The organism is Trichocoleus sp. Lan (assembly GCF_039961855.1).
Taxonomy (GTDB): Bacteria; Cyanobacteriota; Cyanobacteriia; order Cyanobacteriales; family FACHB-T130; genus FACHB-T130.
Genome location: NZ_JAMPKA010000006.1, coordinates 73,108 through 96,050, shown reverse-complemented (window position 1 = coordinate 96,050; position 22,943 = coordinate 73,108). Strand labels below are relative to the sequence as shown.

Sequence of the window (22,943 nt, the reverse complement as noted above, 5' to 3'; positions counted from 1 at the left end):
GCGTAGCCGCAAAACGGGATGACCCATACGGCAATTAGTATCAAAGAAATTCTCGCTGGTATATCTCCGTTTAATCAACTGCCATCGGTTGTCTTAGAAAGAGTCGCAACAAAATTTCAATTTTTGCGCTACCGCATGGGACAGGCAATGTTTGTGCGAGAAACAATGCCAGCGCAAATTGCCATCATCTATCAAGGGCAAGCCCGCCTTTTAGGTTATGACCCCCGGAGCCAAGCACCTGTCACCCTGAAATTATTAGAACCCGGAGAAATTCTCGGATGGGTTAGCTTAATTCGGGGAACAGCTTGCGAGACAGCGATCGCTTCGACAGAAACTATTTGTTTAATCCTCCCAGACACCGATTTTTTAGCTTTATTAAACCAGGAACGCTCATTTGCGGCTGCTTTTGAAAACCGTTGTTCTTTGATTGAAGTCTTCGATCTGATTGGGGAAGAATTGGCGCGTCAAGCTGATGGGACAACCAATCTCAAGGAACTCGCTTTAAAAGCGGTTTCAGAAGCAACGATTCTCAACTTACCCCCCGGAAAAACTCCCCTCAGCAAGATAGATCCTAACTGGGTATGGCTGGTGAGTGGCGGAACCGCCGCTGATTTCCCCGTAGGAAGCCGCTTAATACCGAGTACACCAGGAAATTTACACGTAGAAGGCGCGAGAGGGGTTCGTTTATTGGGCTTGCAGAAGTCAATCCTGTTTCCCTCGGAATCGAAAGACGCGATCGCATTGGCATCGGCGTCCCTTGCCCCTACAACCGACTGGGAAGCGATTCCCTACGCGCCGGAACAGCCTCCCGCCGGTGAAACGGCGACGCCCTTTAAACAGGAGAAACACCCCTACATCTACGGGAGAGGTCGTTTGGATGCAACATTAGCTTGCTTCCAAATGCTGTCTCAGCACTTGGGGATACCTTTCCGACGGGATGTCATCAAGAGAGTCTTAGTCAATCACCTCAAGCACACCGAGAACTTATCTCTGCAATTTTGCGGTGCGGTGGCTGAGTTAACCGGGTTAAATACGCAATTAATTAAAGTGCCTGCGGCTGCGGTGTGTCGCCTGCAAGCTCCCGCCATGATTAGCTGGCAAGATAGTTTTGCGATTCTTTACAAAATTAGCGATCGCGAGTTAGTGCTGGCGGTGCCAGAAATTGGCATTTTACGCAAAAAACCCGCCCAATTTATGGAAACGTGGGGGCCAGAAGGGGAAGTTTTGCTGCTCCGACCCACAAAAGAAGCTTCTAAAGAGCGGTTTAGTCTGCGTTGGTTTTTACCTTCTATCTATCGCTACCGCAAAGTTTTAATAGAAGTTTTAATTGCTTCCATTTTTGTACAAATCTTTGGTCTAGTAAATCCCCTGATGACTCAGGTGATTATTGACAAAGTTCTTGTACAAAATAGTATCGATACTTTATCTGTTTTAGGCATTTTCTTAGTAGTCGTCGCTGCTGTCGAAGCAGTTCTGACCAGTTTACGCACGCATTTATTTGTTGATACCACCAACCGGATGGACTTGGCTTTAGGCTCAGAGGTCATCAGCCACCTTCTACGCCTGCCCTTGTCCTATTTTGAACGGCGACCTGTTGGGGAACTCGCTACTCGCGTTAATGAACTAGAAAATATTCGCTCCTTCTTAACCGGAACTGCCTTAACTGTAGTGTTAGATGCCATCTTTTCAGTCATCTACATTGCGGTGATGTTGATTTACAGCGGAGTGCTAACGCTAGTCGCATTGGCAACAGTGCCACTGTTTGCTTTGCTAACACTTGGAGTGTCACCGATCATTCGGCAGCAGTCGCGGGTGAAAGCAGAGCGCAACGCCGAAACTCACTCTTATTTAGTGGAAGTTCTGTCAGGAATCCAAACAGTTAAAGCGCAAAATTTAGAATTGCGATCGCGCTGGCAATGGCAAGAGCGTTATGGTCGTTATATCAGTGCTGGATTTAAAACAGTTTCCACCTCTACGACTGCCAGTTCAATTAGCAGTTTCCTAAATAAACTCTCCAGTTTGTTAGTGTTATGGGCGGGAGCTTATTTAGTCCTAAAAGGAGAATTAACATTAGGACAATTAATTGCTTTCCGCATCCTTTCCGGTTATGTAACAAGTCCGTTATTGCGATTAGTACAACTGTGGCAAAACTTTCAAGAAACCGCTTTATCTCTTGAGCGACTGGGCGATGTTCTCGACGCAAATCTCGAAGCAGATGAAACCGAGCGCCACAACATTCTCATGCCAGCCATTCAAGGAAGCGTGAAGTTTGAAAATGTTTCTTTTAGCTTCAATCCTAGCGGCGCTCTTCAGCTAAGTAACATTAATCTAGACTTTCCAGCAGGGCTATTTATCGGCATCGTAGGACAAAGTGGATCGGGTAAAAGTACCCTAACAAAACTTTTACCCAGACTCTATGAGCCAAGATCGGGGCGGATTATCATTGATGACTACGATATTAGTAAGGTAGAACTTTATTCCCTGCGGCGTCAGATTGGAATGGTGCTTCAAGATACTCTCTTGTTTGATGGGACGGTGCAAGAAAATATCGCGCTAACCAATCCAGATGCGAGCGATGAGGAAATCATTGAAGCTGCCAAAGTAGCTTTTGCCCATGACTTTATCATGGCTTTGCCGAACGGCTACAACACTCGCGTCGGAGAACGGGGTTCTGCCTTATCTGGGGGACAAAGACAGCGAATTGCGATCGCGCGTACCGTTTTACAAAATCCTCAGTTACTGATTTTAGACGAAGCAACCAGCGCTTTGGACTACAACGCAGAGCGACAAGTGTGTTTAAATCTAGCCTCGACATTCCGCGATCGCACTGTGTTTTTTATTACCCATCGTTTAACTACAATTAGAAATGCCAGTCTGATTTTGATGATGGATCAAGGTGCAGTCGTTGAACAGGGCACTCATGATGAATTAATGGCTCTCAGAGGTCGCTACTACTGCCTGTATCAACAACAAGAAGCGCAACTATAGAAAACTGAATGGGAATTGCTAATGGCTAATGGGTAATTAATAAATCCCCCTCTCACCCTCTATTATTCAGTCCGCGAACACAGCGCCGCTTCGCTAACACTCTTCAGTCCTTAGTCCTCAGTCCACAGTCCCCAGTCCTAGCACTCAGCACTATTGTCAGCTATGCTCCAACAAAATGGAAAACAGTCTAACGAACACCTATCTTTAGTACCCCAAGCAGTCCCAAGTCCTAGCCTTAATACAGTTCCAAGTCCTAATCCTAATAAGGAAGTAACGCCACCCGCCTCTACCTCAAACAACTTCGATCAAGCCGTTATTCTTCAACAATCCCCGACTTGGTCTCGCGCGATTGTTTGGGGAATCATGGGAATGACAACTTTTGTGATAGTTTGGGCTTCTGTATTCCAAATTGAAGAAGCCATCCCTGCGACTGGCAAACTGGAACCTCAAGGTGCTGTTAAGGAAGTTCAAGCTCCAATAGCAGGGGTAGTGAAAGAAATTTATGTCAAGGATGGACAACGAGTAAAAAAAGGAGATAAACTGCTGAGTTTAGACTCAGAAACAGCTCAGGCTCAGTTAACTTCTCTGAATAAAATTCAGACAGCATTAAAGCAAGAAAATCAGTTTTATCGATCGCAAATAAAAGGCGCAGGTTTCCCCGCTGCAATAGATGGAGAGACTGCTCAACTAAAACTACCATTAGAGTTAGTCTCTCTGACTAAAGTGCGCTCCTCTTTAGCCTCAGAAAATCAACTGTATCGCGCTCAACTAAGAGGTTCTGCCAAAGGAACAAGTCTTAGCTTAGATCAACAGCAACGTTTTCAATCGAGTATAGCAGAACTAAATTCTCGCGTTGCGACGGCTAGGTTAGAAGCTGAACAATTAGAAAAGCAATTAAGTCAAACTCAGGTAGAGATAGCGAGTTCCAAAGACCTATTAGAGGTGAATCAGGGAATTCTCGACGATATAGAACCGATCATGAAGCAAGGAGCAGTTTCCCGCGTGCAATACCTGAAGCAGAAGCAGGATGTACGTACTCGCCAAGCTGAGGTGGATCAACTGACTCAGGAACAGAAGCGGTTACAGCTAGCGATCGCGCAAGCGAATGAAAAGCTGCAAAATACCATCGCTTTGACGAAACAAGATTTGCAAACCAAAATTGCTGAGAATGAAAAACGTTTGGCAGAAATTGACGATCAGCTAAACAAGGCAATTGTAGAAAACAACAAGCGTCTTGCAGAAATTGACAGCCAAATGAGTCAAGCGGAACAAAATTTAAAATATCAAGAAATTAAAGCTCCGGTAGATGGAACTATCTTTGAGCTAAAACCTCATGGGCCAGGTTTTGTTACTAATTCTACCGAACCCGTTTTAAAAATCGTTCCAAGTGACAGCCTAGTTGCTAAAGTTTTTATCACCAATAAAGATATTGGCTTTGTTAAAGAAGGAATGGAAGCAGATATTAGAATTGACTCTTTTCCATTCCGAGAATTTGGCGATACGAAAGGTCGTTTAACCTGGATTGGATCGGATGCTCTACCACCCGAACAAATCCGCCCTTATTATACATTTCCTGCCAAAGTTAGCTTAAATAATCAGTCTCTTTTAATTAAGGGTCGAGAAGTCCCGCTGCAATCAGGGATGTCGGTAAGTGTCAACCTGAAGGTACGTAAACGCACAATCATGAGCATTTTCACTGATTTATTTATGGATAAAGTTGAAGGCTTAAAGACGGTTCGCTAGTGTTTCTTAGCAGCAAGATGGAATAGGGAGAGGGAAGTCTGCGGTAAAGTTACAGGCGCGATCGCGCTCGTTGCCAGACCAGGGAGCGGAGTATCCTGGGAAATAAGTTCTGGAGAGGTATCCTCATGCTGAAGCTTTATCACACTCCCCTTTCCGCTAACTCAAGGCGCGTATGGGTGGCGCTACTGGAGAAAGAAATTCCCTTTGAGCTGGTATCGCTGAATATGGATGGCGATCAATTTCACCCAGAATTTCTAGCGATGAATCCCTTCCACCACATTCCAGTTTTAGTGGATGATGGCTTTAACGTTATAGAATCCTTAGCCATCCTTGACTATCTAGAGGCAAAATATCCCACGCCTGCCTTACTACCTACGGATGCCAAGGCGCTAGCAACCGTGCGGATGGTGGAAATGGTGACTGTCAACGAACTGTTGCCTGCCATAAACCCATTCGCCAATCAAATGATGGGCTTGGATGCAGACGCACAGCAGTTGGAGCAGTCAAAGCAGAAAATTCTGACAGTGCTGAACTTTTTTGAGAGTCTACTGGGCGACGATCGATACTTTGCAGGTAGCGCTAGTCTCACCCTCGCTGAGATTGTCGCCGGAACGATGGTGCCGTTGTTGCCTATGCTAGGCGTATCGCTGGATAACCATCCCAAACTGAGTGCCTGGTGTGAGAACTTGGTGCAGCGTCCTGCATGGCAAAAAACCCAGCCCACTCAGGAGGCAATCGAAGCCTTTAAGCCTCGATTCAAAGAGTTGATGGCAGCACGGCAGAACCAGTCTTAATACCAGTTGGTAGCTGTAATCGTGAACCGATTTAGATGCGAGAACAACCGTGGAGCCTCCCGCCCTAGGAATGGTTTCAACAAAGTTAACTTAAGATAATAAATACCTGACAAATTAACAGGGAGAGTGCTTCCTCAATCGTCAATCACCCCAGAAGCAGGCGGGAGGAGCGATCGCTTTACCCTGTTGACATCCCACCACTCGCCATCTGTCAAATGAACATCCTGAACAATCTGCTTTTCCAACCCGCTCAACCTCCCCGCGAGAAAAAACAACGTCGTGGCGTTGAAATTAAGTCACAGCGTGAAATTGAAATCATGCGACAGGCGGCGAAGATTGTGGCAACCGTACTCAAAGAAATTCAAGAGATGGTGCAGCCTGGTATGACAACAGCGGATTTAGATGCTTATGCCGAAAAGCGCATCCGCGAAATGGGGGCAACACCCAGTTTTAAGGGATATCACGGCTTCCCTGCTTCCATTTGCTCCAGCATCAACAACGAAGTCGTACATGGCATTCCCAACGCCAAAAAAGTGATTCGGACTGGCGATGTCTTGAAAGTTGATACAGGTGCTTATTTCCAGGGCTATCACGGTGATTCCTGCATCACTATCGCCGTTGGTGAAGTGACACCAGAAGCGGCTAAGTTAATCCGCGTAGCAGAAGAAGCACTCTTTAAAGGAATTGAACAAGTTAAAGCTGGAGCCTACCTGCTCGACCTTGCTGGTGCCATTCAAGACCATGTGCTAAGCAATGGTTTTAGTATTGTGGAAGACTTCACCGGACACGGTGTTGGGCGGAATTTGCACGAAGAACCGTCTGTTTTTAATTTCCGCACCCGCGAGATGCCAAATGTCAAGCTTCGGGCTGGAATGACTTTGGCAATTGAGCCGATTTTAAATGCTGGTTCAAAGTTCACCCGCATCTTATCCGACAAGTGGACGGCAGTGACGGTGGATAATGCCCTGTCAGCTCAGTTTGAGCATACCGTGCTGGTAACGGAAGATGGATATGAAATTTTGACCGACCGCTCGAAAGTTTAACGCATCGTTACATTGATTGACCCGCAGCATAAAATGCTGGGACTATACAAACAAAGCTCGCCTATGCGGGCTTTGTTTATTTTTATAGAATAAGTTGATAAAGCGATCGCATCTTGATACAAATTCTATTCTCATCTCTAAAATTTGAAATTTAAAATAGCTATGAGCAGGTGGCAATATGTACCAAACAGCACAAGAATTAGAAGCACAAATGCCAGATGCTACAAAACTTTTGAGCGATGAACCAGAAATGGAAAGTTCTTTGCACTACAAGCAACTAGCTTTATTGGTGAGTTGCTTAGAATGGTTTTGGCGCGATCGCAATGATTTTTTTATTGGCGCTAATCTGACAGTTTATTTTAGTCGGCAGCAATTGCGAAATCGAGACTTTAGAGGGCCAGATTTTTTTCTGGTGAAAAATACCGAAAAACGCGATCGCACTTCTTGGGTGGTGTGGGAAGAAGAAGGAAAATATCCCGATCTGATTATCGAATTGCTTTCGACTTCCACGGCTAATATTGACCGAAATTTAAAAAAAGACCTCTATCAAAACCGATTTCGCACGCCAGAATACTTTTGGTTCGACCCGGAGGATTTAGAGTTTGCAGGTTTTCGGCTGGTAGGAGAACAGTATCAAGCCATTGTGCCTAATGCTCAAGGTTGGCTGTGGAGTGAGGTTATGGATTTGTATTTGGGTATAGAAGCTGGAAAATTGCGCTACTTTACCCCAGAAGGTGTTTTGGTTCCCACCCCAGAAGAGGCAGCAGAACAGGAACGAAGACGGGCAGAACGACTGGCAGAACAACTGCGATCGCTTGGTATCGATCCGGATACTTAAGCGAAAAAGCGATCGCGTGAAACAATGTTTATTGGCAAGCTAGGATTTTATTGCCTAGACGCGCTCAGGCGTTCAAGATTAAGTAGCGATCGCCCAAAGTTCCCATGAATCAAACTGATTTAGCTTTTACCCCAGCGATAGAACAGGCGCGGCTCATCCGCAGCAAACAAGTATCACCGCTAGAGTTGGTGGAACTTTACCTGGAACGCATTCAGAGACTGGATTCCCAACTGGGGAGTTATTTTACCGTCATGGCAGATATGGCGCTTGCCGATGCCCAGGCGAAGACGGAAGCATTGGCAGGCAACACAGAAGAATTTCCGCCCTTTTTTGGGGTACCCATTTCAATTAAAGACCTCAACCCCGTTTCTGGTGTTCGCTGTACCTACGGAACAGCCGCGCTGATGGACAAAATTGCCGCTTATGATGATGCGGTGGTGACGCGGATTAAGCTGGCGGGGTTTACGATTCTCGGTAAGACGGCGACTTCTGAACTAGGTTCTTTCCCTTATACAGAACCTCCGGCGTTTCCACCCGCCCGGAATCCGTGGAATCTCGACTATACACCAGGGGGATCGAGTGGGGGCGCTGCGGCGGCTACGGCGGCGGGGTTGTGCGCGATCGCTCAAGGTTCTGATGGCGGCGGTTCGGTGCGCGGTCCCGCCGCTTGTTGTGGTTTAGTCGGCATTAAACCCTCAAGGGGTCGGGTGTCTTATGCACCCGTGGGCGATCATCTAAATGGCATTGCAACCAATGGCTGCTTGGCGCGTAACGTTGCCGATGCTGCCGCCCTTTTGGATGTCATGTCTGGTTATGTCGCGGGCGATCCCTACTGGTTGCCCGACCCAGGAACGACTTTTCTTGCCGCAACTGCCCAAAAATTGGGGTCTTTGCGGATTGCTTTTTCTACAACAATTCCCCCGATAGGCGAAGCCGATTCGGCATCTGGGCAAGCCGTCCAAAAAACTGTGCAATTGCTAGAAGAAATGGGTCATACCGTTGAACCCGGTTGTCCAGACTTTACCGATTTGATCAAACCTTTTTCCAAAGTTTGGCAAGCTGGTGTGGCGGCGACGGGGATTCCCGGCGACTACTTGGAACCGATGAATCGCTGGATGCTAGAGAAATCCGGTTCTGCGGGTGAATATCTGCAAGCGGTTGCTCAGATGCAAATTATGGCGCGGCGCATTGTTGCCTTTTTTGACAACTATGACGTTTTGGTAGTGCCCATTTATATGCATCAGCCAATTCGGGTTGGGGAGTGGGCGCACCTGAATCCGGAGGAAAGATTGCAGAAAATCATTCAGTGGATCGCTCCGTGTCCCCCATTCAATGCCACCGGACAGCCTGCAATCGCACTTCCGACTGGTTTTGACGCCAACGGGTTGCCAATCGGCGTGCAGTTGGTGGGACGCCCCGCTGACGAAACCACGTTGATTGCCCTCGCCGCACAACTAGAAGCTGCAAAACTTTGGAGCGATCGCCGTCCTGACTTTGCCGCGCAATAAAAGCGATATCTGTTTCTCGTTCCCCGGCTCAGCTGGGGAACGAGGCTAATTAGCCCCAAGACAGTTTATGCTCTGGGATTATCCTGCTGGTTAAATTCGTTAGAGTTCCTGAATACGCGGACGAATCAACAACTCACCGATATTGACGTGTTCAGGTTGGCTCACCACGTAAAGAATCGCGTTGGCAATATCTTCCGCTTGCAGAATATCCGCACCCGGAGCATAAAAACCGCCTTGCCCGGTCACAGCTTCTTTCGTTGCCTCGTGCTTAATTGAATCAGCAAGTTCAGTCGCTACTGCTCCTGGTTCAATGTCTGTCACCCGCACGCCATATTCAATTGCCTCTCGGCGCAAACTATCGGAGATGGCGCGCACCGCAAATTTGGTTCCGCAATAGACCGCCGCCCCTTTAAAGGCAAAGCGTCCAGCCACCGATCCAAGATTCACAATATGACCGTGCTTGCGCTTAGCCATGCCGGGAAGGACAGCATGAATGGTGTAGAGGAGTCCCTTCAGGTTCACATCAATCATCCGCTCCCACTCATCCACGCGCCCTTCCAGCATCGGTGCCAGAGGCATTAAACCAGCGTTATTGATCAGGATGTCCACGCCACCCATTGTTTCCAGTTCCTCTCCAAGCTGTGCCACAGCTTCTCGATTCGTTACGTCCAAGGGTTTGATCATCGCCTGACCGCCTGCACGTTCAATTTCCTGGGAAAGCTGTTCGAGTTGCTCTGTGCGGCGTGCCGACAAAACGACTTTCGCTCCGTTCTGAGCCAATATTTTGGCGGTCGCTGCGCCGATGCCGCTACTAGCACCCGTAATCCAAGCTCGTCCTGAAAGGATTGCCATATTTTATCTCCTGTAATGACTAGAGTTGTACTTTACCCATCCCGATGGGGATGAATTTGTCGGTTAGGGAATTCACGCCAATGGTTAGAAAAATGGGCAGTTTAGGCGATCGCTATTTTTGACTAAGATTGCCCTCCAATGCCTGATCAATGGCTCGTTCCAAGCTTTCTTGACTTAACAAACCCGGCAAAATGCGATCGCCAATCATAAATGTCGGGACTGAGGTAATACCGACTTCTTTGCGAGTCTGTTCTAATGCCTGCTGATGAGCTGTTTTATACTTTCGAGTTTCCAAGGATTCTCTAAACTCTTTTTCATCCAGCCCAATTTCTCCCGCTAACTGCGTCAAAATCTCGATATTGCCAATATCCCGATCTTCTTGAAAAAACGCTCGGAGAAGACGGTCATTGTATTCGTTAGCTTTACCATGTTCTCTAGCGTACTGATAACCCTCGAACGCTAGATGTGTATGTGGTTGTGGCGAGATAGTTGGTAGCTTGACCTCAACACCCATTTTTCTTGCTAGCGGATAGACTGACTGCTTCCACACCGTTTGAAGATAATCGTCTTCCGGTTTCAGCGTCGCCTGTGGTGATGGTCGAAGCTCAAAGGGTAGCCACTCAACTTCAACGTCCTTTCCCTGAATGGCTGCTTCTAGGGGGAATTCGGCTAGAAAACAGTATGGACAAACGTAGTCGGAGAAAACTTTTATTTTCAGAGTCATGGCATATTCCTCTTAACAAACGGTGACGCAGGGGGATTAACTGCCAATCGTGGTGGTTCAATCGCTAAGAGAGCGATCGCGTCTTTACTTCAGAGGTACTGGACAAGTATCAATAATTGCTAGGTGCTAGATGGAAACGAACAGAATCAGGGTTAGCAATGTCTGCCCCTTCCACTCAAGTCCAAGCAATCAATTCGTTTTTCCAAGCTTCAATAATGTCTGCATTCCATTCACTATCCTCCTCAAATCCTACTGGTGCTATTTCCGCCCACCTTCCATCTGAGGTATCAGTTGCAGAATATTGATTCTCCCCGTAAATCCCTCCGATAAGTTGGGGGATTTACGGGGAGCAAAACCGGACAAATAGGTTCTAGAAGACGTGTGTGTATACGGTACGAACAACGGGGCGGGGATGGGGTTATTCAATTAATTTCTGCAAGCTTTTCCTCCAGGAGTCGCATCAGGATAAAAAGTAACGATTGCATCTCGACTCTTGACAAAAACCGCCTTATAAGATTTTTTCGTTTCATCATCCTGCACTGTTAAAATGCAAGCTCCCTGAGCGTTTCCCTGTGCTTTCAATGCTTTTGTCGCATCTAATAACATTTCTTTGGCATCGCTGACAAGAGCATATCCTTTGATATTATCTCTCCAAGTTTGACCATCCTTTTTGATGAATACTCCTAAGGTATAAACTAACCCTGGAACGACTTCTTCTTTGTTCAAATTATTCGCAAGTCGTCCGCCAATTCCTTGCTCTTGCAGTTCTCGGTATCTACCAAAAAAGTGCAGTCCGCCAATTTTCGTTGCCCCTTCGAGTTCACCACAAAAGATATGTTCAAAGCCGCCTCTTGCAGACCAAGCAGCCGTTAAATCGTCGAGAAATTCTGCTTCTGTACTGCGGACGGCACGCAGGTCCCCACCCACTGCTTGTTGAATTTCACGCAGTACATCTCGATTTTCTAACATCAATTTTTTGAAAGCACTTGGCGTCACTTTGCTACCAATCGCTCCGCAGGTTCTCAACACTGCTTGGTCAAAAGCATTGAGTTGGGGTAATGGCGGTGTGATGTCTGCTTTTTGCCCGCGTGGAAAGCCATGAAGCTCTGGATTATTAACATTATCAAAAAAGGGTAGTACCGATGTCGATGGCTGCGTTACGGTGCCGGAGTTCGGTTCAGAACTCGCATCTGTTGCGGGGGAAAAATTACCACAATCAGCACTAACCCAGCGACGTTCTGGCTTAGCACCAGGGACTGCAAGCTGAATAAACTTTCGCTTTGGAGAATTGAAGCCAATTGCTTGATAACGCTGACCGTTTGAGACTTGGATATTACCCGGATTTATCCCGTTAATTGCTCGTGGTGCTACACAAGTGCGTGTAGCGGTGAAAGTTCCAGAGGGCGGGACTTGAGCGTAAGCAGCATCGATTGATAGTAGCGGAATGATTCCGAGCAAGAAAATGGCAATTCTAAGCATTGAGCTTGCGCCTAAACCAAGTAAAAAATTACGTTGCATAATTGTTAAGGTAAAAAACTGTAGAATTCTACTCATCAATGAGGGCGTTGACAGAGTATATTCAAGCGTTTTTTATAAAAATCCGGACATTTATTGTCAGCTCCCGAAAGGATAAGATAATTATACTTTTCTGATTTTTTTAAACCTGGCAAGAGTTTATTTTACTTTACAGATAAAGTGTTAAATATTAATTTAAACAAGGGAATAAATGGTCGCGCTTATGCTATTCTTGAAGTCTAAAATTCAGCTCTCGCTATGGCAGACTACGGCAATTTAAAGAAGGCGATCGCATTGCTAGGGCAATCCCGCAGAGAGAAAAAGGCGAACCAAAGATTTTTTACTTTTAGTTTATTTCTGTTAAGTTTTTATTGTGTAAGTGTTAGTTTTTATTGCTTCAAGATACTGGCACAGCCAGCGTCGCAGCCACCCCTGGAGTTGAAGGACATTGATTACTGGGGGAGTTTGTGTGACTTATTGGGGGACGAGAAGAAATATGCAGAAGCCGTCGCCGCTTGTGACCAAGCGATCGCTCTCGATCCCAAAAAGCCGAAAATCTGGACTGACCGAGTGGATGGACTGCTAGGACAAGCAAAATACACCGAAGCCCTGGTTTCCGCTGATAAGGCTATCCGCCTCAAACCCGACTATTCCCTAGCTTTGGCGGATCGGTGCATCGCCCTCGCCAACTTAGGCAAATATGAAGACGCGATCGCCTCTTGCGACAAAGCACTCAGAGGCGATGGAAATTGGGAGAACAATACACCGCTGATCGCTTGGTATAACAAAGGATTAGCGCAAAGGAAGCTGGGACAGAACGCCGAAGCGATCGCTTCTTTTGACCAAGCCTTAGAAATTAAATCAGATTATTCTTTAGCTTTAGCGGATCGATGCGCCGCACTTTCTGCGTCTGGGCAATATTCGCAAGCGATCGCTGCTTGCGATTTGGCGCTGAAAAGTGATGCTGATTGGGGCACACTCACTCCAGCCATCGCCTGGTACAACCGAGGCGTGGCGCTGAAAAAATTAAGTCAGTACCAAGAAGCGATCGCATCTTACGATCAAGCTTTGGCGCTGAATCCCACAGACGCCACCGCTTGGACTGAACATGGCGTTTTGCTGTCACTGGTGGGTAAGTACGCCCAAGCACTCCCCTCTCAGGAAATGGCGGTTAAATTGAGTCCCACTTACTCTGTGGCGTTAGCGAACCAGTGCGCGACGCTAAACAAAGTCAGCAAGTACGAAGACGCCGCCGCCGCCTGCGATAAAGCATTACAAGGAGATGGGAGGTGGGGTGAGGCGAGTCCCTCATTAGCCTGGGATCAGCGGGGGAATGCCTTATCTGGACAAGGCAAATACGAAGAAGCATTAGCCTCTCACGATCGCGCGATCGGTCTTAACCCTGATTACCCTGAAGCTTGGAACAACCGCAGCGTTACCCTGTGGTTTTTGGGAAGATACTCCGAAGCGATCGTTTCGAGCGATCGCGCCACCACCCTGAATCCGAACTATGCCCAAGCTTGGTTCAACAAAGGCAGGATACTGAGAACAGTAAAAGACTATCCCAAGGCACTCGCCGCTTACGATCGAGCGATTAAAAGTAGCGATCCGAACTTCAATCAATCGCTTCTTGCCGATATCTGGGCGAACCGAACGGTGGTGCTATGGCATTTGGGAAGAAACCCCGAAGCCCTCGCCTCTAGCGATCGCGCGATTAGCCTCAATCCTGAATTATCACAAGCTTGGTATAACCGAGGCGTCGTGTTAGTCGCTTTAGAACGGTATGAAGAAGCGATCGCCGCTTACGCCCAGGCAATTCGCATTACGCCCAATGATGCGAATAGTCTTGCCGGTCGAGGCGTCGCCCTGTTGCTGTTAGATCGGTTAGAAGAAGCGATCGCTGTCTTTGATGAAGTTTTGAAACTCGATCCAAAAAACACTTTAGCGTTGGAAAACAAAACCCTAGCAACCCAAAAATTGGAAGAAAAGAAGTTGGAAGAACAAAAATTGGAAGAGAAAAAGAAAAATAGTCTCCCGCCACCTAAAAAATTACCGATTAAGAAGTAATAAAAAAGGGGCGTATTAGATACGCCCCTTCTATCTATTTAACCTGAGTTCGGGATAAGGAAGGGGCAAGCGAGTAAGCTAAAAGTCATCACACAACAGCTTTACAGGCTCGTCCCATGCTTAGTCTAGAAGAACTTTTTTGCTCTGTCGATGATTTCTGCCTTCTTTTTGAACCTTTGTGGCATAAACAACTGATAAGGGATGCACTCAAACATCGCCACCGCCATCGTCAACTGTGCCTGAGCGAAATTATGACCATCGAGATTGCATTTCATCAATCTCATTACCGGAGTTTTAAAGCGTTTTACCAAGAGAAGGTACATGGACAGTGGAGTGCAGCCTTTCCCAAGTTGGTGAGTTATCAACGCTTTGTAGAATGGATGCCTTCCACCCTGATGCCTTTAAGTATCTATCTACACAGTTGTTTTGGTCAGTGTACAGGTGTGTCTGTCATGGACTCGACCAAGATTGCGGTCTGTCATAACCGACGAATCAAAAGCCACAAGGTGTTCAAGGATATCGGCAGGCGGGGTAAGACTTCTGTAGATTGGTTCTTCGGCTTTAAACTACATCTGATTTGTAATGACCAAGGGGAACTGCTGAATATCGCTGTCACTGCTGGCAATATAGATGACCGTAAGCCTGTGCTGACTCTACTCAAAGGGTTGTCTGGTAAGGTGGTGGCTGACCGAGGCTATATATCGCAAAAGTTGTTTGAGCAGATGTTAACCCAGATGGGGATTCAACTGATTACTAAGCCGAAGCGCAATATGAAGAATAAGCTGATGCCACTGATAGATAAGCTGCTTATCCGCAAACGCTCCATAATTGAGACAATTATCGACCAATTGAAAAACATCTCTCACATTGAGCATTCTAGGCATCGCAGTCCGGTCAATTTCTTGGTGAATTTGGTCTGTGGATTAATTGCCTATTGCCATCAGCCCAAGAAGCCCTCTCTCAATATCAATGCGTTTTTCCTTCCTTCTGCTTAACCCGAACTCAGGTTATTTACAATGGCAATTGGCAGTACAAACGGTGATTTGTCAACTAGAAGCGGTCTGATTCATTCTGTAAGCTTCTGGTAGCTGCCACCAAGGAAGATGAGGATGTTCGTGATGTTCTTCGTGGTAGCCAAAATGATAACAGGTGATAAATGACCAGAAAACGGGCAGAGCATTAGTTTTGGCGCGATGAGGGTCTTTATAACCCTCTTGTGGCTCTCGATGAGGCAGGAAAGTACCGAAAAAGAATAACTGTACCGAACTTAAAATTGAAGGAATCACCCAAAATAAAGTCAAATTCAATTCGGGGATCGGCAGGGTGAAAGCAATCAGGTTATAGAAAGCCATTAAAGCAAACAAGCGTTTCCAGCTCCAATAACCTTTCATAAAGTGAAAGTACCAGGCAAAAAAGTTTTTATGCTGACTGTTATGAAAATCCGGATCGAATTCGCTTGCTGGGTGCTGGTGGTGTACCCCATGCTTTTTCAATAACTCGTCAAAAGAAAAGAATCCATATAACAATAAAACGAATGAACCAATCAAGTTATTAATTTTACGGTTTTGAGGAAATACCACTCCATGCATTGCATCATGGGCAGTAATGAATAATCCTGTATACAGAAACATTTGCCAAATGATGGCGGGGATTCTCCATACAGTAGGAATTTGCGACCAGTCAAGGGAAATTAAGAAAACCAGACTGCTTGCCCAGATGCCAATAATAGTAAAAGCAATTACAAGTCCAATAATTGGATTTTCACTTCTTTGTATTCGCGGAAGTTTCGCTTGTTGCAGAGGTGCGTGTTCGAGCTGAATCATGCTTGTATAAATTTGTAGCTTTCCTTTCGAGCAAAAATTTAGGAGCTAATAGCGAAGCGATCGCTACCTTATCCTGAAGAACCCGCGATCGCGCTTGGTTTACAACGATACTCATCCTTCAAAAATCGATCGAGTGCAAGTCCCTCTGGGAAGAAAACTCTGTTGATGCTCGGTGTCTGGATGAGATAGCGCTTCCTTTTTGTTAAATACTGTAAAAATAATATAACTATTGTAAAGGATAGCTGGTACTGCGATCCGAACCAGAGACGTTTAACCGCTGCCTCTGACTGCACATCAGTGGCAACTTCATCGGATATTTGACTGTCTGGCTGGCAGATGAAGCCTTTATCTACAACTGCCAGCCAGACGAATCTTGCAAGTCAGTCATTAGCGGGTATAGGAAACCAGGTGCAGCACGTCCCGAACGACGCTGTAGCCTGCGAAATCCCAAAGTAGGTAAGCTAAAAAGCCGATCATCGCCAAGCGTCCGTTCCATAGCTCAGCTTGAGGATTCCAGCCAAACAGAAAGGCATTGCGGTCTTTGCCATTGTAGGCGCTAGCAACAGGTGGTAAATCAGTAGGGCGAGTCTGCATCGTTTACATTCCTTAACAAATTGATTACGCATACATCCTAACTACCCCATTAATCTCTGCTCTCTGTCTATAGTCCCAAACTGCATTTAATTCTCAAGGAAGATGTAAGGGGTTTTAGACAAAGTAATTTATATCACAAAGTTCATCGGATTTATGTGAGCAGAACTACAGCAGTTTTTATTAAAAACTCTGACGAAAGCTAGAGGATTTCCCAGTTTTTGTTGAACAAACTTAGAGAGCAAAGCACTATTATTTGAAATAACCGTATGGCTTCCACAGTACTAATTACAGGTGCTTCTCAAGGCATCGGCAAAGCAACTGCTCTCTTGTTTGCCCAGAAAGGATATGACTTAGTAATGGCGGCGCGTCAGGCTGACCGCTTGGAAGCGGCAGCACAGGAAGTGCGATCGCTTGGTCGAAAAGCTCTAGCCGTTCCCACCGATGTGAGAGACCCAGAACAGGTGAAAACCCTCGTTCAGAAGGCGCTGGAAGAATATGGCACTATCGATGTGCTGATCAATAATGCAGGTCGTTATATATCCGGGCCAGCAGACTCGTTTTCCCTAGACGATTGGCACCAGACGATAGACCTCAACCTGTGGGGATATATTCATACGATTCACGCCCTATTACCTCATTTTCTGGAGCGGAAACAGGGCACGATTGTTAATTTGAGTTCCATCGGCGGCAAAGTCCCCGTTCCTTATCTTGTGCCTTACAATACCAGCAAGTTTGCGGTAACTGGATTGACCGAAGCGCTGCACTCAGAACTCGCACCCAAAGGCATTCATGTTTGTGGAATTTACCCGAATCTAATCAAGAGTAGTTTGATGGAACGGGCAATCTTTGGAGGTAAGAATGTAGAAGATGCCCAAGCGCGTCGAGATCAGCTCGATCTGGTGCTGAGTACCCCAGTGGTGGAGAAGCCGGAGGATGTGGCAAAGGCAATTTGGGAGGCGGTGAAGCATCAGCGGGCTGAGGTGTTGGTGGGTTCCGCCAATCTATCGAAAGCCTCTTACAATATGTTTCCCGGCTTTATGCAGTGGGTGTTTCGGAAAACCTTCCAGCTCAAAGATAAGGAAGCATAGCCATATCGCCCCTCATTCAGCAATCTGGGAAGAACCCCTCCCCGCAAAAGCGCTGTCTCGTCTTTGCGCCTTTGCGCCTTCGCGCGAAAAATATTTGTATATACTAACCGCGATAGTTATCTGGGTTCCCCAATTAAGGTGAATCCTGCCCAGTCTTTGGGATTGGGATTTTGTTGCTTAATTTTGAGCATGGCTTGGCGCAAGGCTTTGGCTTTATCGTCGTTCTGCTTCAACTGCTTGTAAAATTCACTCATTAACGCACCTGTGGGAGCATCTGGCGCAGACCACAAAGGCACGATCGCAGTCGGAACACCCGCTGCAATCAGAGAAGTAGACAAACCAATTACTCCATCGCCAGTTGTTTTACCCTTGCCGTTTTCAACAGCAGTGAAAACGACTAATTCAGGACGCAGGTGTTGCCCTTTGGGTTGGGCAAAAGATTCCAGAATTTCAGCAGAAGTAAGTAAGCCATTATCGGAACCACCGGGAGAAAGTGCGATCGCACCGGGTACACCTTGGCGCTTCACATCATCCAGAATCGCATAAGTTCCGAGATGGACGCTCTTCGCTTTCCGCATCTGTTCCAAAACCGCCGCCTTTGTCGCCTGATTGCCAATTAGTAGGGATTTTGTCTTGAGAAAATCAGCGATTTCTAAGGCTTGCTGTTCTGCATTTGCTAGCGGCGGTAACGCTTTCGGTGCTTGCCCCAGTGCTGGTGCAATTCGCGGCATCACGGGATTTCCGACCACCAGACGATTGCCCCCAGAAGTTTTTCCTCGTTGTTCTTTGGTTAAAGCAAGTACCTGAATTGCCGGTGCTGTCAGGATGGTATGTTTATCGATCAGGGAGTTGCCATAAACATCTACTAAAGCCGCAAACGGAATCCGAAACATTTCTTTTTGCGGAATGAAGATAACACGGGCGTTTGGATCTTCTGGCAATAAATCGGCAATTGGTTTAATTAATAGTTGATGCAGTTGCAGCAACGGTTTGGGCTGAATGATTGGCGCTTTCGCCGGTGAGGAAGTTGCATTTCCGGCTGGCGCTTGTCCTGAACTTTCTTTGGGTTTCGGAGAATTGGCAGGCGCTTGTAATCCTAGAGATTCAGGAATTTTGGCAATTACATTTTCGATGGAAGAGACGGGAAAAATTGTATTTTGGGCACCGAGTTCGATGCGCCGAAACGTCACTTCCCCACTAGGCGGAATCACCCAAACATAAAGTCCTTCATCGGGAATAATTGAATATTCAACAAGTGTGGCGTTTTCTTGTTTGGCGATTTTTTTAATTTCTTCAATCGTGGGAAAAATCAGTTTTTTCGGTGCAGGTTTTAAACCCGATCCCACGGGTTCGGTAGATAAGCGCAGCCGCAATAAATCGACAATCGACCTGATCCGCCCTTGTTCAGCCATTTCTAAGGCGGCAATCGGCTGTTTTTGAGCAATTAAAACTTGTTGCAAGCGCTGATAAGTCGTTGTTTGCGCGTCCAAATAGCGATTAGTGCTGCCTAAGTTGGCACGGATAGCATCCCAAGTTTTAACTGAATTGAGTAAGGTTTCTTTGGCTTCTTCTGGTTTACCTGATTTGAGAAGCGCGAATGCCAAATTATTCAGCGCCGTCCCTTCTGCTAAGCGATCGCCTGTTTTCCTCGCCGCCTCCAGGGGTTCTTGATACAGTGCGATCGCTTGCTCAAATTGCCCCGCATTTTGGTAAGTTTTTGCCAAATTATTCAGAGCAATCAGTTGCAATGCGGCATCACCACTTTTTTGAGCGATCGCAACTTGCTGTCTTCTGACTTCAATCGCTTCTGGATATTGCCCCTGTGCCTCGAAAGCGTCCGCAATACTGTTGAGAAAATACCCTTCTTCGGTGACATTGCCGCTTATCCGAGCAATTAGCAACTGCTGCTGATAAAAGTCAATGGCTTCCGGGTATTGTCCCAAGGTGCGATAAGCTTCTGCCAGGTTATTGAGAGAATCCAGCACTGCATTCGGATTGCGGCTTTCTCGTGCCGTCGCGAGCTGTTCTTTGTAAAGTGCGATCGCTTCTGGATATTCTCCCTCTGATTCGTGAGCGATTCCCACATTCCCTAAAAAAGCTGCTTCTCGTTTTGGGTTGCCGATTTCTTGTCTCAGCTTTTGCGCTGCATCGCGAAAATCTTTCGCTTGTTTTTCATCCCCCAGATAAAAGTAAGCATTGCCCAAATTATCTAATACCTTAGCCGCACCCGGTTGATCGCCGATGCCTTGCAGAATGTCTAAGCTCTGGTAGTAGAATGCAAGCGATCGCAAATATTGCCCTAACGTGAAGTAAGTTTCGCCAATATTTAACAGCACATTTGCTTCACCCGGGCGTGAACCGATCTCTTGGTAGAGCCTGAGTGACCTTTGCAAAGATTTTAAGGCTTCTTGAAATTGTCCCGTTTGATGCTGCCGAATTCCGAGTTGCAGCAGTTTATCTGCGTTGAATTCGTTAGCGCTTTGCCTGTCAGATATCTGGGATCGATTATCAATGGTGACGGGATCTGGTTTAACAACCTGTTTCGTTATGGCTGCTTTCTCTGTACGGGCGGTTTGTAAGCTTTTCCTGACACTTGCCCTGACACCACTGATAAAATCCTCGTCTCCTTGCGCCTGGGAATTCTTCAGGATATTTTCTCGTGCCGATGCTGCTGATAAGGGGGGTAATAAATAGAAAGGTGCGAGTAAAGACAAGACAGCCGCCCAAAACAGATAAAATCCCTTTTGACTGTTTAACTTTTCCTGTTTTTGAGGGAACAATAGAAGAAAGTACCTTAGAAAAATTTTCATACGATTATGGATAAAAAGACAGTTACGCCATTGGTGATTATTTTAGCTTTGATGTTTATTGGTTTTGGCGATCGCGTTCTGCCAAAACCCTTAAGTACAGCTAGTTTCAACACCCGAACCGCTTTGAATAATTCTTTACTGGGATTATTTCCTACCAAGAAACCCAGAAATGTTTACGAGCGAACCGAAAAAGCGATTGAACAAGAGGAAAAAGGAACCAAATAGTCAATCGGTAATGGGTTAGTGGGAAATGTTCATTCCCATTATCCATTACCGATGACTGGTACTTCCGAGCGCATTTATAAAGAAAAAGGAAAGTTGTCAGGGAGCCGGTTTTTCTCCATATAAAACTTTACACATAATAAATAAGCAGCAATCCTTCCCGGTTAGTGCTGTAATCGTTGGGGGAATCTTAAATGAGGCATCATAAAGAATGAATTGGTATTGCACAAACTTAAAAACCCGTTTTCTTTAAAGAAAACGGGTTTTTAATCAGGGTTATTTTCCTGTCTAACCGCTTACACTTTCTTCAACCAGCTAAACATTGCCCGTAAATCTTTGCCAACTTCCTCAATAGGATGTTCGGCTTCCTGACGCCGCATCGCTGTAAATCCGGCTTTTCCAGATTGATTTTCTAAAACAAATTCACGAGCAAATTGACCCGATTGAATTTCTTGGAGAATTTTCCGCATTTCGGTGCGGGTTTGGTCAGTGACAATCCGAGGGCCACGGGTCAAATCGCCATACTCAGCAGTATTAGAGATACTGTCGCGCATTTTGGCTAAACCGCCTTCCACAACCAAGTCAACAATCAGTTTGACTTCATGAAGACATTCAAAATAAGCCAATTCCGGCTGATAGCCAGCAGCAACAAGCGTTTCAAAACCCGCTTTAATCAGCGCACTTAAGCCACCGCAAAGCACAACTTGTTCGCCAAATAAATCGGTTTCAGTTTCTTCCCGGAAAGTAGTTTCTAAGATTCCGGCACGAGTCCCGCCGACACCTTTAGCGTAAGCCATCGCGCGATCGCGTGCTTGTCCCGTGGCATCTTGATACACCGCAAATAAACAAGGTACACCTTCACCCTGTTCGTAAGTGCGTCGCACCAAATGTCCTGGCCCCTTCGGTGCTACCATCACCACATCTACATTCTCAGGCGGGACAACCTGACCAAAGTGAATATTGAAGCCGTGGGCAAAGGCTAATACCTTTCCTTCGGTTAGATGCGGCGCAATTTCATTGGTATAAACTGTTCTTTGTGCCTCATCAGGCAGCAGAATCATAATGAAATCAGCCGCTGCGGCAGCATCAGCGACCGTGTGGACAGCTAAACCAGCTTCTTTCGCTTTTTGAGCCGACTTACTACCCGGATACAGCCCGACAATGACATTCATGCCACTATCTTTGAGATTGAGGGCGTGGGCGTGACCTTGAGAGCCATAGCCGATGATAGCAATGGTTTTTCCGCTTAATAAATCTAAGTTGGCATCGTTGTCATAATACATCCGGGCCATAGGGGCAACTCCTTGGAGCAAGCATCTTGAGTAGTGCAAACTCTTAATTCTATCAAACTACGTCAAGATCACCCTAGGCTTAGAAAATTGGTAATGGGTAATTGTTAGTAGTCGCGAGTCCTTGGTTTGTTGCGACTGACCCATGACCAATTACCCATTATCCATTCGTCAAGACTTCACTAACGTCCACTCTAAAAGGTCGATCGGTGCTTCTTGAAGTGCGTGCGTGAGTTCATCATTTGAGTCGAATTTCACTTGGCTGAGATAGCACGCTTCCACATTTACCGTAAACTTTTCCTCTGCAAAAGGCCAAGGTTGCACGGTGAGATTCCCATCGCTACGCTGCACCACATCATAGCGCTTTCCGTCTGGCCCCTTGCTAATTTCCAAAGCCCGCTCACCAGCAGGCAACTCGTGATTGCAGAGGATGAGTGAGAAGCGATCGCACCATTGCATAAATGCATAAGCTTTATCGGCTTCCTTTTGGGTAATCTTCAACCCCTTAATCCATTGCTTTTGATGCTCTTTTTGCTCATCCAGAAATTTGTCCAATTCCTGAGACTCTCCCCGTTTCCCTTCATTGAGAAAGCTGGTATGCATCGAAATCAACAAAGCTACCCAGCGTCCTCGGTAGCGGGAATTCTGCGTCAGTGTAGCCAGCTTTTTGAGATCCGTTTTCTTGTCGAGGGTAAAGTCCAAGGGTGCCCCCGCTTCAGTGAGGTGATTTCCTTCCCACTCGCGTTCTAAGTCGTCGTGATGGGAAATTGCCGCCACCGTCTCGATCAAGCGTTCTGGGCGATCTTTTTGGTGCCAGTGACCCGCTATTTGAGCAGCTAGCAAGGCATGGGCGCGATGATAAATTACTTCCCAACCGTTTTCAACTAAGTTAGCAATCACGAAAAACTGTCCTTTTTTCCTCGAATTCTCGATCTAGTGTGAAGTAAATTAACAAAGCACGTATCTAGCTTAGGGAAGCCGTTAGATGCGATCGCGCTCATCGGATTAGAGAAAGTATCGTCGCCCTTTCCTATCACCGCAACAC

The 22,943-nt window shown here is 46.4% G+C and carries 18 protein-coding genes; 10 read left to right on the top strand and 8 right to left on the bottom strand.

Translation table 11 applies throughout. The features are described from left to right. Positions 1 to 18 precede the first annotated feature (18 nt). The 6 genes from NDA03_RS07530 to NDA03_RS07505 all read left to right on the top strand — a co-directional run bounded on the left by NDA03_RS07530 (position 19) and on the right by NDA03_RS07505 (position 8,914). A complete protein-coding gene (locus tag NDA03_RS07530) occupies positions 19 to 2,988 on the top strand; it encodes a peptidase domain-containing ABC transporter (protein ID WP_348237718.1) in 2,970 nt (989 codons plus the stop codon). 162 nt (positions 2,989 to 3,150) lie between these two features. Then, positions 3,151 to 4,731 (top strand): HlyD family efflux transporter periplasmic adaptor subunit, encoded by a 1,581-nt coding sequence (locus NDA03_RS07525; RefSeq protein WP_190986100.1) that lies wholly within the window; start codon positions 3,151 to 3,153, stop codon positions 4,729 to 4,731. A 125-nt stretch (positions 4,732 to 4,856) separates the two neighbouring features. Further along, the gene (locus NDA03_RS07520; protein ID WP_190428560.1) at positions 4,857 to 5,525 is read left to right on the top strand and encodes a glutathione S-transferase family protein; all 669 of its coding nucleotides are present in this window, start codon (positions 4,857 to 4,859) and stop codon (positions 5,523 to 5,525) included. A gap of 215 nt (positions 5,526 to 5,740) precedes the next feature. Continuing rightward, the gene (map, locus tag NDA03_RS07515) at positions 5,741 to 6,568 is read left to right on the top strand and encodes a type I methionyl aminopeptidase (RefSeq protein ID WP_190678420.1); all 828 of its coding nucleotides are present in this window, start codon (positions 5,741 to 5,743) and stop codon (positions 6,566 to 6,568) included. Positions 6,569 to 6,746: 178 nt separating this feature from the next. Further along, positions 6,747 to 7,406 (top strand): Uma2 family endonuclease, encoded by a 660-nt coding sequence (locus NDA03_RS07510; protein ID WP_348237717.1) that lies wholly within the window; start codon positions 6,747 to 6,749, stop codon positions 7,404 to 7,406. A 104-nt stretch (positions 7,407 to 7,510) separates the two neighbouring features. Continuing rightward, entirely contained in the window at positions 7,511 to 8,914 is a 1,404-nt protein-coding gene (locus tag NDA03_RS07505; protein ID WP_348237716.1) for an amidase, read from the top strand. Positions 8,915 to 9,013: 99 nt separating this feature from the next. Here the strand turns inward: NDA03_RS07505 and NDA03_RS07500 are convergent, their stop codons facing one another. The 3 genes from NDA03_RS07500 to NDA03_RS07490 all read right to left on the bottom strand — a co-directional run bounded on the left by NDA03_RS07500 (position 9,014) and on the right by NDA03_RS07490 (position 12,008). Beyond that, positions 9,014 to 9,766: an SDR family oxidoreductase gene (locus tag NDA03_RS07500; protein WP_190528837.1), complete on the bottom strand. Its 753-nt coding sequence runs from the start codon at positions 9,764 to 9,766 to the stop codon at positions 9,014 to 9,016. 112 nt (positions 9,767 to 9,878) lie between these two features. After that, positions 9,879 to 10,490 carry a DsbA family oxidoreductase gene (locus tag NDA03_RS07495; protein WP_348237715.1) on the bottom strand — a complete coding sequence of 204 codons (612 nt, stop codon included), beginning with the start codon at positions 10,488 to 10,490 and terminating at the stop codon, positions 9,879 to 9,881. A gap of 426 nt (positions 10,491 to 10,916) precedes the next feature. Next, positions 10,917 to 12,008 carry an EndoU domain-containing protein gene (locus NDA03_RS07490; RefSeq protein WP_348237714.1) on the bottom strand — a complete coding sequence of 364 codons (1,092 nt, stop codon included), beginning with the start codon at positions 12,006 to 12,008 and terminating at the stop codon, positions 10,917 to 10,919. 255 nt (positions 12,009 to 12,263) lie between these two features. Between NDA03_RS07490 and NDA03_RS07485 the strand changes: the two genes are divergently transcribed. Next, positions 12,264 to 14,072 (top strand): tetratricopeptide repeat protein, encoded by a 1,809-nt coding sequence (locus tag NDA03_RS07485; RefSeq protein ID WP_348237713.1) that lies wholly within the window; start codon positions 12,264 to 12,266, stop codon positions 14,070 to 14,072. A gap of 116 nt (positions 14,073 to 14,188) precedes the next feature. Next, positions 14,189 to 15,067: an IS982 family transposase gene (locus tag NDA03_RS07480; protein ID WP_348237712.1), complete on the top strand. Its 879-nt coding sequence runs from the start codon at positions 14,189 to 14,191 to the stop codon at positions 15,065 to 15,067. 51 nt (positions 15,068 to 15,118) lie between these two features. Here NDA03_RS07480 and crtW read toward each other — a convergent pair whose 3' ends face one another. Then, positions 15,119 to 15,895 (bottom strand): beta-carotene ketolase CrtW, encoded by a 777-nt coding sequence (gene crtW / locus NDA03_RS07475; protein ID WP_348237711.1) that lies wholly within the window; start codon positions 15,893 to 15,895, stop codon positions 15,119 to 15,121. Positions 15,896 to 16,282: 387 nt separating this feature from the next. Next, entirely contained in the window at positions 16,283 to 16,489 is a 207-nt protein-coding gene (locus NDA03_RS07470; protein ID WP_190410163.1) for a chlorophyll a/b-binding protein, read from the bottom strand. Positions 16,490 to 16,755: 266 nt separating this feature from the next. Here NDA03_RS07470 and NDA03_RS07465 point away from each other — a divergent pair, with 266 nt between their 5' ends. Continuing rightward, the gene (locus tag NDA03_RS07465) at positions 16,756 to 17,577 is read left to right on the top strand and encodes an SDR family oxidoreductase (protein WP_190410162.1); all 822 of its coding nucleotides are present in this window, start codon (positions 16,756 to 16,758) and stop codon (positions 17,575 to 17,577) included. A 116-nt stretch (positions 17,578 to 17,693) separates the two neighbouring features. Here the strand turns inward: NDA03_RS07465 and NDA03_RS07460 are convergent, their stop codons facing one another. Beyond that, complete coding sequence (locus NDA03_RS07460) at positions 17,694 to 20,387, bottom strand: CHAT domain-containing protein (protein ID WP_348237710.1); 2,694 nt, start codon at positions 20,385 to 20,387, stop codon at positions 17,694 to 17,696. A 6-nt stretch (positions 20,388 to 20,393) separates the two neighbouring features. Here NDA03_RS07460 and NDA03_RS07455 point away from each other — a divergent pair, with 6 nt between their 5' ends. Then, positions 20,394 to 20,612 (top strand): hypothetical protein, encoded by a 219-nt coding sequence (locus NDA03_RS07455; protein WP_190528860.1) that lies wholly within the window; start codon positions 20,394 to 20,396, stop codon positions 20,610 to 20,612. Positions 20,613 to 20,905: 293 nt separating this feature from the next. Here NDA03_RS07455 and ilvC read toward each other — a convergent pair whose 3' ends face one another. Next, the gene (ilvC, locus tag NDA03_RS07450) at positions 20,906 to 21,901 is read right to left on the bottom strand and encodes a ketol-acid reductoisomerase (RefSeq protein WP_190410160.1); all 996 of its coding nucleotides are present in this window, start codon (positions 21,899 to 21,901) and stop codon (positions 20,906 to 20,908) included. 168 nt (positions 21,902 to 22,069) lie between these two features. Beyond that, positions 22,070 to 22,798, bottom strand: coding sequence for a DUF3891 family protein (locus tag NDA03_RS07445; RefSeq protein ID WP_348237709.1), 729 nt, complete (start codon positions 22,796 to 22,798; stop codon positions 22,070 to 22,072). Between the last annotated feature and the right edge of the window lie 145 nt (positions 22,799 to 22,943).